A 1,288-nucleotide genomic window follows, 5' to 3' on the forward strand; every position below is an offset into this window, starting at 1 on the left:
CCCCCCGCCCCACCCCCCCCGGGGCGGGCGCCGCCCACGTACCGCCAGTGTAGATACCGCCAGCTATTCTGGAGCAGTAGGCTCACCACAAACATCACCAGCCGTAGCCCAGCGTCCTGAGAACTGGTGAATGCGAGGCTCTGCTTGGCTAATCGGTAGCTCGACTCGATGCCGAAGCGCTTGCTGTAGTGTTCTCGGGCATCCCGTGGTGTGTCGATAAACGGCGCGTCAGCGGCGTAGCCGTGACGCGCCACCCCGTGTTCGTCGTATCGTCCCTGTTGGTAGACGCAGTCGATGAACACAGGGAACGTTACCTTGCCGGCGAGATCGTGTTCGATCTCGCGGCTCCAGCCGCTACTGAGTTCGTCTTGGATCGTTTCACCCCACTTGACGATCGGCATCACGTAGGCGTAGTTGTGCGTGGACAACAGCCCAAGACAGGTGCTGTTGTAGAATCCGCGATCGAGATAGACGGCCTTGACGCCGAGGTCAAGGCCGTCGAGGAGTTCGAGAAACTCACCAAGGACGTCGCTGGTGGTGTCGCCAGCGACAAGCTGGCGCACCGCCAGCGTGTACCGCTTGTTGCGTACCCGCGCGTACAGCGTCGCGTACGCGTGAAACGTTGTGGTTCCTCGTTTCGCCTGTGAGAAGTACAGCGCTTCTGTTTCGTCTTCATCGCCGTAGTAGGGGTCGAGGTGGAGGTCTGCACAGACCTCCACCGGTCGATCTGGAAGCGTCTCAAGCGTATCTCGTTGAAGTAGCGTGTCCCCAACCGCCTCAACGGAGTCAAGTTCGAACTGCTCGGTGAGATGTCCTCGAACGGTGTTGGCGTGTGGCGAGTCCTCGGTCGTTTCGCAGACGTGATTGATCGAGGTCCCGCCGGCGCTGGCGCCGGCGAGGACCTCGTACAACGTCTCTGTCGTGACCTTGACGTTCTCGTCGAGATCTATCGCAAGCTCTTCGTTGAGGCTGTTGACGACAAAATTAAGGAGGTGCTCTTCTTCTATCTCGCTGTCTGCTTCGGTAGCTTCCACACCCTTCCCAAGCAGACACTTTCACTCAAACCCGATGTGATCGACTGAAGATGGGCCTCAACTGCTCGCCCACCTGCGAGATCTCGCTGGACGACGTGCGGATCCCGGAGGACCGCCTGCTCGGCGAGGAGGGCGAGGGGTGGACGCAGACGATGAAGACGCTCGACGGAGGACGAATCTCCATCGCCGCGCTCTCGGTGGGGCTCGCGCAGGGCGCCTACGAGGCCGCCAAGGAGTACGCCGGCGAGCGCGAG

1 protein-coding gene and 1 pseudogene are annotated in these 1,288 nt (G+C 61.1%); one reads left to right on the forward strand and one right to left on the reverse strand.

Annotated features, from left to right (window positions below):
• Window positions 1-1,034, reverse strand: a 1,034-nt coding sequence (locus ACP96_RS15045; protein WP_050033934.1) for an ISH3 family transposase, incomplete at its 3' end; no start/stop codon positions are given.
• Window positions 1,035-1,081: 47 nt separating this feature from the next.
• Here ACP96_RS15045 and ACP96_RS15050 point away from each other — a divergent pair.
• A pseudogene (locus tag ACP96_RS15050) lies at window positions 1,082-1,288 on the forward strand (acyl-CoA dehydrogenase family protein); the annotation flags it as partial.

This window comes from Halorubrum halophilum, assembly GCF_000739595.1.
In the GTDB taxonomy this organism is placed as follows: Archaea; Halobacteriota; Halobacteria; order Halobacteriales; family Haloferacaceae; genus Halorubrum; species Halorubrum halophilum.